Genomic DNA, 393 nt, shown 5'->3' on the forward strand with positions numbered 1-393 from the left:
CAGCAGGTCGGTGTTGAAGATGAACAGGAACGGCAGCGCCGCGGTGCGCAGGCTGTAGTAGAAGGCGGTCAGACCGGTCTTGATGGGATCACCCTTGGAGACCGCCGCCGCCGCGAACGAGGCCAGTCCCACCGGCGGCGTCACGTCGGCCATGATGCCGAAATAGAAGACGAACAGGTGCACGGCGATGAGCGGCACGATGAGGCCGTTCTGCTGCCCCAGGGTGACGATCACCGGCGCCAAGAGGCTCGACACCACGATGTAGTTGGCGGTGGTTGGCAGCCCCATGCCGAGGATGAGACTGAGCAACGCGGTCAGCAGTAGCATCAGCAGCAGGTTGCCCATCGAGAGCATCTCTACCAGATCCGCCAGCACCAGGCCGACCCCGGTCTG

At 64.1% G+C, this 393-nt stretch carries 1 protein-coding gene; it reads right to left on the reverse strand.

The window, feature by feature from the left end; genetic code table 11:
• Nucleotides 1–393 (reverse strand): TRAP transporter large permease subunit (locus tag BN1134_RS01650; RefSeq protein ID WP_042044888.1); only part of this gene is annotated, 393 nt, incomplete at both ends.

Source organism: Aeromonas simiae, assembly GCF_000820125.1.
Taxonomy (GTDB): domain Bacteria; phylum Pseudomonadota; class Gammaproteobacteria; order Enterobacterales; family Aeromonadaceae; genus Aeromonas; species Aeromonas simiae.